This is a genomic window from Kaarinaea lacus, from assembly GCF_975902315.1.
Genome location: NZ_CDLKIE010000093.1, coordinates 1 through 6,341 on the forward strand (window position 1 = coordinate 1; position 6,341 = coordinate 6,341).

Annotated in this window: 9 protein-coding genes; 2 read left to right on the forward strand and 7 right to left on the reverse strand. The window is 44.9% G+C overall.

The window, feature by feature from the left end:
- Positions 1 to 47 precede the first annotated feature (47 nt).
- Genes ACWVCM_RS02220 through ACWVCM_RS02240 form a run of 5 tightly spaced genes read right to left on the reverse strand, consistent with a single transcriptional unit; the run spans position 48 to position 2,702 of the window.
- On the reverse strand, positions 48 to 713 hold the full coding sequence (locus ACWVCM_RS02220) for a response regulator transcription factor (RefSeq protein WP_455200072.1): 666 nt from the start codon (positions 711 to 713) through the stop codon (positions 48 to 50).
- A gap of 2 nt (positions 714 to 715) precedes the next feature.
- Entirely contained in the window at positions 716 to 1,021 is a 306-nt protein-coding gene (locus ACWVCM_RS02225) for a PepSY domain-containing protein (RefSeq protein ID WP_455200073.1), read from the reverse strand.
- A gap of 59 nt (positions 1,022 to 1,080) precedes the next feature.
- Positions 1,081 to 1,635, reverse strand: coding sequence for a diheme cytochrome c (locus tag ACWVCM_RS02230; RefSeq protein ID WP_455200074.1), 555 nt, complete (start codon positions 1,633 to 1,635; stop codon positions 1,081 to 1,083).
- 28 nt (positions 1,636 to 1,663) lie between these two features.
- Entirely contained in the window at positions 1,664 to 2,083 is a 420-nt protein-coding gene (locus ACWVCM_RS02235; protein ID WP_455200075.1) for a DUF1924 domain-containing protein, read from the reverse strand.
- A gap of 46 nt (positions 2,084 to 2,129) precedes the next feature.
- On the reverse strand, positions 2,130 to 2,702 hold the full coding sequence (locus ACWVCM_RS02240; protein WP_455200076.1) for a cytochrome b/b6 domain-containing protein: 573 nt from the start codon (positions 2,700 to 2,702) through the stop codon (positions 2,130 to 2,132).
- 199 nt (positions 2,703 to 2,901) lie between these two features.
- On the opposite strand from ACWVCM_RS02240, the gene ACWVCM_RS02245 reads away from it, so the two are divergent.
- Together ACWVCM_RS02245 and ACWVCM_RS02250 are read left to right on the forward strand one after the other, a co-directional pair.
- Complete coding sequence (locus ACWVCM_RS02245; protein ID WP_455200077.1) at positions 2,902 to 4,251, forward strand: DUF1800 domain-containing protein; 1,350 nt, start codon at positions 2,902 to 2,904, stop codon at positions 4,249 to 4,251.
- A gap of 27 nt (positions 4,252 to 4,278) precedes the next feature.
- Positions 4,279 to 5,451: a DUF1501 domain-containing protein gene (locus tag ACWVCM_RS02250; RefSeq protein WP_455200078.1), complete on the forward strand. Its 1,173-nt coding sequence runs from the start codon at positions 4,279 to 4,281 to the stop codon at positions 5,449 to 5,451.
- A gap of 63 nt (positions 5,452 to 5,514) precedes the next feature.
- Here the strand turns inward: ACWVCM_RS02250 and ACWVCM_RS02255 are convergent, their stop codons facing one another.
- On the reverse strand, positions 5,515 to 5,994 hold the full coding sequence (locus ACWVCM_RS02255) for an SRPBCC family protein (RefSeq protein ID WP_455200079.1): 480 nt from the start codon (positions 5,992 to 5,994) through the stop codon (positions 5,515 to 5,517).
- Positions 5,991 to 6,338 carry an ArsR/SmtB family transcription factor gene (locus ACWVCM_RS02260; RefSeq protein ID WP_455200080.1) on the reverse strand — a complete coding sequence of 116 codons (348 nt, stop codon included), beginning with the start codon at positions 6,336 to 6,338 and terminating at the stop codon, positions 5,991 to 5,993. The genes ACWVCM_RS02255 and ACWVCM_RS02260 overlap by 4 nt, the downstream gene beginning before the upstream one ends.
- Between the last annotated feature and the right edge of the window lie 3 nt (positions 6,339 to 6,341).

The following is a 6,341-nucleotide window of genomic DNA, read 5'->3' on the forward strand; positions in this document are numbered from 1 at the left end:
CAAAGACAATAATAACCCTGTGGCGAGTCGAGTCTGAATTGATCGCATCAGGATGATCCGCGAAAAATATAACCTTGTCCACGTCGTGTTTCAATCACGTCTTTACCTAGCAGTTGCCGTAAGCGTTTGACGTATACTTCGATAACATTACTGTCTTTATCGGAATCATAGTCATAGACGTGCTCGGTCAACACAGTTTTTGAAAGTATTTTTCCGGGATTCATCATAAAATAGCGTAGCAGACGAAACTCCGTACCTGTTAATTCGTGCTCTGATCCACCGGCATCAATGACATATTGGCGTTCCTCGTCCAGTGTAACATTTCCCTGTTTTAATATACCGCCGGTCTGTTTGTTGGCGCGTTTGATAAGCGCATTGACGCGCGCCAGCAGTTCTTCAGTATGAAACGGCTTACCGAGATAATCGTCTGCACCGGCCTTAAAGCCATCGACGCGTTCGTGCCAGGCGTCGCGTGCGGTAAGAATAATGACAGGTGTATCTATGTTGCTGGCGCGCCAGTTTTCCAGTACTTCGAGCCCTGGTCGTTTTGGCAGACCTAAATCCAGGATTATGGCATCATAAGGTTCTATTTCACCCATGAGCTGACCGTCCACACCATTGTCTGCTAAATCTACGGCAAATCCATGTCGTTCCATTTCCTTTTTTAATAGCGGACCCAGGGAAACATCATCTTCAACGATCAATAACCGCATGATTAATCTTCCCGTTCGTCCGACAATAGCGTTGCATCACTGGCATTAAACTTCATCTCCCAGACCTGGCCGTTACTGTCTGCTATTTCGACCTCATAAATATAAAGGTTACGCTTTTGTTCCAGATCCACTTCAATGACCCTGCCAGGATGTACGCGTTGTGCGGCCTGCAGAATTTGCTCTAGTGACAAAATGATTCCCTGCTGCTTCAGTGCCCTGGCATCATCCTGGTCAATGTCTTTTGCAAATCCCACTAATGGCAAGGCCAGTAAAATCACGACAAACCGCTTAAGTAGCATATTAAACATAGATATAGCCATTCTATTATCAGATACGCGTATCATACATCGGACACGTTAACCCGTCACTAGTCATCCCATTTACCATGGCCGGGAATGCTAATTTGGCGCTCACTAAAATACCCTTTATCGGCGTCCTGATGGCACGCGTTGCAATTACTCAAACTTGCGACATTTTCGTTTTTCGATACCAAACGTTCTGGTAACTCATCGTGTTCATGCTTTATATAATGTAACTCTGTAATACGTTGTGGTGCAGCCGTATCCGGTAGTGAGCGCATTATTTTTTTAGAACGGCGATGGTCTGAATTGCTTGCACTGTTGCTGACCAGGTAATCCAGAATGGCCTCCTCCTTGGCAGGCTTTAATTCCGCATTATCGCCGAAGTGATCATCAAGATTTGACATCATCTTGCGCCAGGATTGCGCCGGCAGCCATCCCGGTTGATAGGCAAAATGGCAGGATCCACATTCCTCTTTGTAAAGCTGGTTAGCAACTGGAGCAACACCAGGCTGTCGCTTCCAGAATTTAAAAAAACCATCATCATCGTCCCCAAAAGAAACGCTAGCTATTGTTAGTAATGGAATCGCCACAATCAATGGAAACCAGTAAGCTCGCTTCATGGTAAATACCTCTTTGTCAGAATTAATACTATTGGCTAAATATATAACTTAAAAAATCACTTTTTTCTTGCAGGCTACACTCCCTGCCAAACGTCCATTTGCAATTACGCTTAAACCATTTTTCAACTTTTCCGGCATCGGTTAACCGCTCACTGTTGATTGAAGGTGCCAGCGGCTGGACAACCTTTCCGGTACGTACGTGTTTTCCTGCTGAACGCAGGTTGTCTGTGTGACAACTTGCACAACTACGATTCTTCTCTCCTTTCTTATCCCGAAACTTTTGTGTCCACAGCATCCTGGCTTTCTCCGCATCAGGTTGTTGTGCACCGCGCTGTTGATATTCAGCAATCAAGTCGTTTACCACCAGAACCGAGCTCTGGGAAGTTGCATGCACAGAGCCAACAACAAATAACAAGCTACCTATAATAAGTGAACGTTTATACTGCATTGTTTTTCTCCGTCAGGTTTAAGTAATATTTTTTCAACGCAAGTGTTTACTCTGCTCGTTTAAATCCGTTAATCATAGATACCACCAGGTTTTCTTTGTGGAGCAGACTCTCAATAACGACACCTGCAATATGCACTGCTACCAGAGTCAATGTGAAGCTTGCTGAAAACTCGTGCACACCTTCCAGTACGTCCTCCCAGAATTCGCCCGCATTTCCCATGGTTGCTGACAGAGGACCGGCTTGCTCGGCAATCCCGTACAAGGCAATTCCCGTCAATACCGTAATAATCAGACTGACAATCATGGCAACAATCATCAAACCACCCGCAGGATTGTGGCCAAGGTAGCGCCTGGCACGCAGTGCCAATGTGTCCTTGATATAACGTATGGCGGTTTTCGGGGTAGTAACAAAATCGGTAAATCGAGCATGCCGGGTGCCTATCAAACCCCAAATAATACGGATGATTAGTGCAACACCGATGGTGTATCCCGCCCAGACATGCAACGATAAAAAGTCATCTTCAGTCAGGTATGCGATAAAGAACGCACTCACCAGGATCCAGTGAAAGCTGCGTACAATGGGGTCCCAAACCCGAGTTAGATTATTCGCCTGTTTCATCAGATTAATCGCCTCTTTCATAATGTTAGGGAAAGTCTAGGACACCAAACTGAATTGACGCTGAAATGTTGATTAAGGGGGTCTTAACCTCTTTGGACGAATACACCTCGATACATCAAAAATGTCGCTATAATTATTTGTATTGCTGCTAAGCGTTAGTGCTACAATTTTACTCAACTGAGACGCATTCAGGCATTTTATGTCGAATTTTCAATTATTAAAGCATTTACACAACCGCATTGGCTTTGGCGCAACGGCCACCGACATCCAGCCGTACCTGGATGTACCCTATGAAATAGTTATCGAGCAATTGTTATCATCAGCAAGCACCGCTACCATCATTCCCCCTCCAGATTGGGTAAATGAACTGCCGCCCAGCAAAAAACTAAGGAAACAACTGTCTCGCGAAGACAAAAAGGCGTTTAGAAAAAAAATACGTGCCCGGCATATACAGTTAAAAACCTGGTGGCTAAATGAAATAGTTGAAACACCCAATCCGTTAGTAGAACGAATGACACTGTTTTGGCACAACCATTTCACTTCCAGCCTTAAAAAAGTGAAATGGCCAAACTTCATGTATCAGCAAAACATGCTGTTTCGCGGTCACTGCATGGGAAATTTCGGTAGACTGCTTCATGCTGTAAGTAGAGATCCTGCGATGCTGATTTACCTGGATAATGTCAGTAACAATAAGGATAAACCCAACGAGAACTTTGCGCGTGAGTTGCTGGAATTATTCACTCTGGGCGAAGGTAACTATACTGAACAAGATGTCCGGGAAGCCGCTCGCTCCTTTACTGGCTGGAAAGTGAGGCGCCAAACTGCCGAGTATCGTTTCGCGCGAAAGAAACACGATTTTGGCTCCAAAACATTTCTGGGAAAAACCGGTAACCTGAATGGCGACGACATTATTAATCTATTACTGGAGCACCCACGAACCGCAACGACCATTGCCGCCAAATTGTGGAAAGAGTTTGTGTCTTTAACACCTAATGATGCAATGATAGATCAACTTGCCGATGTTTTTCGCAGCAATGATTATGAAATTAAACCTGTACTAAAAGCCATTTTCTTGTCCCCGGAATTTATGAACAGCGGCAACTATGGCACCTTAATTAAATCACCCCTGGAATTAACAGTAGGAACCATTCGACAATTGCAAATTCATGTTCATGACCTGGCACCTGTTGCGCGTTATAACAGACGACTGGGCCAGGACATCATGGACCCTCAGACGGTCAAAGGCTGGCCGGGCGGGAAGCGCTGGATAAGTGCAGATACCTTGCTAGCAAGGCAGGCATTTCTACAAAAAATATCTCGCGGGCAGGATATGCATCACATGCAGAAAAGGCGGATGAAAAAAGACAATATGAAGATGGATATCAGGATGTCAGACAGCTTTTTGCTGGAATTGACAGCCAACCAGTTAAACAGTCATATGCTCGAAAAAGTATTGCTGCCTCTTAAAAAGATTAACCCGGTATCCAGCAATGATCTCTATCAATATACCATGCAATTGTTATTGGATCCTGTGTATCAATTAAAGTAACCACTATATGATTCTTTGGCAAATAATATGAATCGTCGCGACTTTATAAAACTGGCTGCTGCTACACCCATAATGTTTTACGCGCCGTGGTCATTATCGAAGACAACCATGCTGGATACTTCCCTGTGGAAGAAAAAGCTACTCCTTATCGAACTAAAAGGCGGTAATGATGGATTAAATACAGTTATCCCATATGCTGACCCACAGTATTATCATTTGCGCCCGACTCTAGCGGTTGCACGAGATCAGATTATACAATTGAACGAACAACTCGGTCTTAATGCATCACTATCGCCTGTTAAAATTATATGGGATTCAAACGAACTGGCGATTGTGCTTGGTGTCGGTTATAAAAATCCCAATTTATCTCATTTCCGTTCTATAGAAATCTGGAACTCAGGATCGGACAGTGATGACTACATTGGCGAAGGTTGGTTAACCCGAACTTTTAAGGGACAATCCGCGTTAGAATCATTAATGGCGCACGGAATCAGCACGGGATTTGATGCGGGACCACTGCAGGGCCAGGATGCGCATAACATCATTATGAACAATCCCAGGCAGTTTTTTAGCCAGGCAAATCAATTGAGGTTGCCTAATGTTACAACTGACAATCCGGCCCTGGCTCACATTCTTCATACGCAACAGAAGATTTATGACTCTGCCCTGGCTTTACAGCAGTACATCCGGAAAATACCTGATATTCAGGAAAAATTTCCCAGGCATAAACTGGGTAAACAATTACAGCTCGCAGCAACTATTATCTTGTCAGATGCTCCGGTCACTACCATAAAAGTGTCATTGGGTGGTTTTGACACTCACAACATCCAACGCCAAAAACATGATCGTTTGTTAAAACAACTGGCACAAAGCCTGGCCGCGCTAAGGAATACACTGGCCGAACATAATCACTGGGAAAATACCCTGGTGATGACCTATTCGGAGTTTGGTCGCCGTGCTGGCGAAAACGGCAGTAAAGGTACCGATCACGGCACCGCTGCTCCCCATTTGCTCTTAGGTGGATCAGTAAAAGGCGGATTCTATGGCAAGCAACCATCGCTGACACAGCTTAACAACAAGAACCTGCTTCACCATGTCGACTATCGGCAATTATATGCCACCATTACCCGGGACTGGTGGACCTTTTCTTCCAGCAATCCGTTTGCCAGTTATGAATCCATTAAATGTATAAAGAGCTAGGTTAGAACGGAAAAGGTCAGGGATTTTGATTTCCCTGACCTCGATATCACAAAACAGACGATGCTATGCCGAAAGAAATTCTTCCAAACACTCCAGTGTACCTTCCCATCCGCCTTTGTGTGCCTCATACAATTCTTCACTAGGCAAGCGCTCGTGCGTCAAAATCAAATCAGTACCACCATTTGCCGCAGACATTTCGATAGTTAACAATGTCTCACCCATGTCGGCACCATTTTCGATCCAGTTAAAGGTCATTACGATTTTTTCCGATGCGATGATCTGCACGAACTTGCCTGCGCACACAGAATCCGCCGTGGTATCACCTGCGCAGTCAGCGTCTTCACCAACAGGAATCATACGAATTTGATAATCGCCGTTTTCCCGAAAGTCATACTTTTCAACTTTGCACTTATGGGAATGTGGGCCGAACCATTCGCCTAATGCGTTAGGATCTGACCATGCCTGGAATACCAGTTCAGGATTTGCGTCGTAGTGATGACGAAGAACCAGGGTTTCTGCTGCTGCTTGTGCCGCTACTGTCATTTTTTTTCCTCCTTTGAAATGGTCTTGTCGAGATATTTCCCTAACGACGCCAGCTGTTCAGTCCAGAACTGTTCATAATGCTCGATCCAGCTATGTGCCGACTGCAAGGGCCTGGGATTTATGGTAAAACGATGTATGCGTCCGTCCTTGTGTCGCTCAATCAGTTTCGCCTGTTCTAACACTCGTAAATGCTTCGACACTGCCGGTAGTGATATACCAAAAGGCTCCGCTAATTCAGTTACTTGCGCCTCTCCCTTCGCTAAACGAGCAAGAATGGCCCGCCGCGTGGGATCTGAAAGCGCACCAAAAGTGCTGTTCAATGAATCATTATTATATTTAACCATATG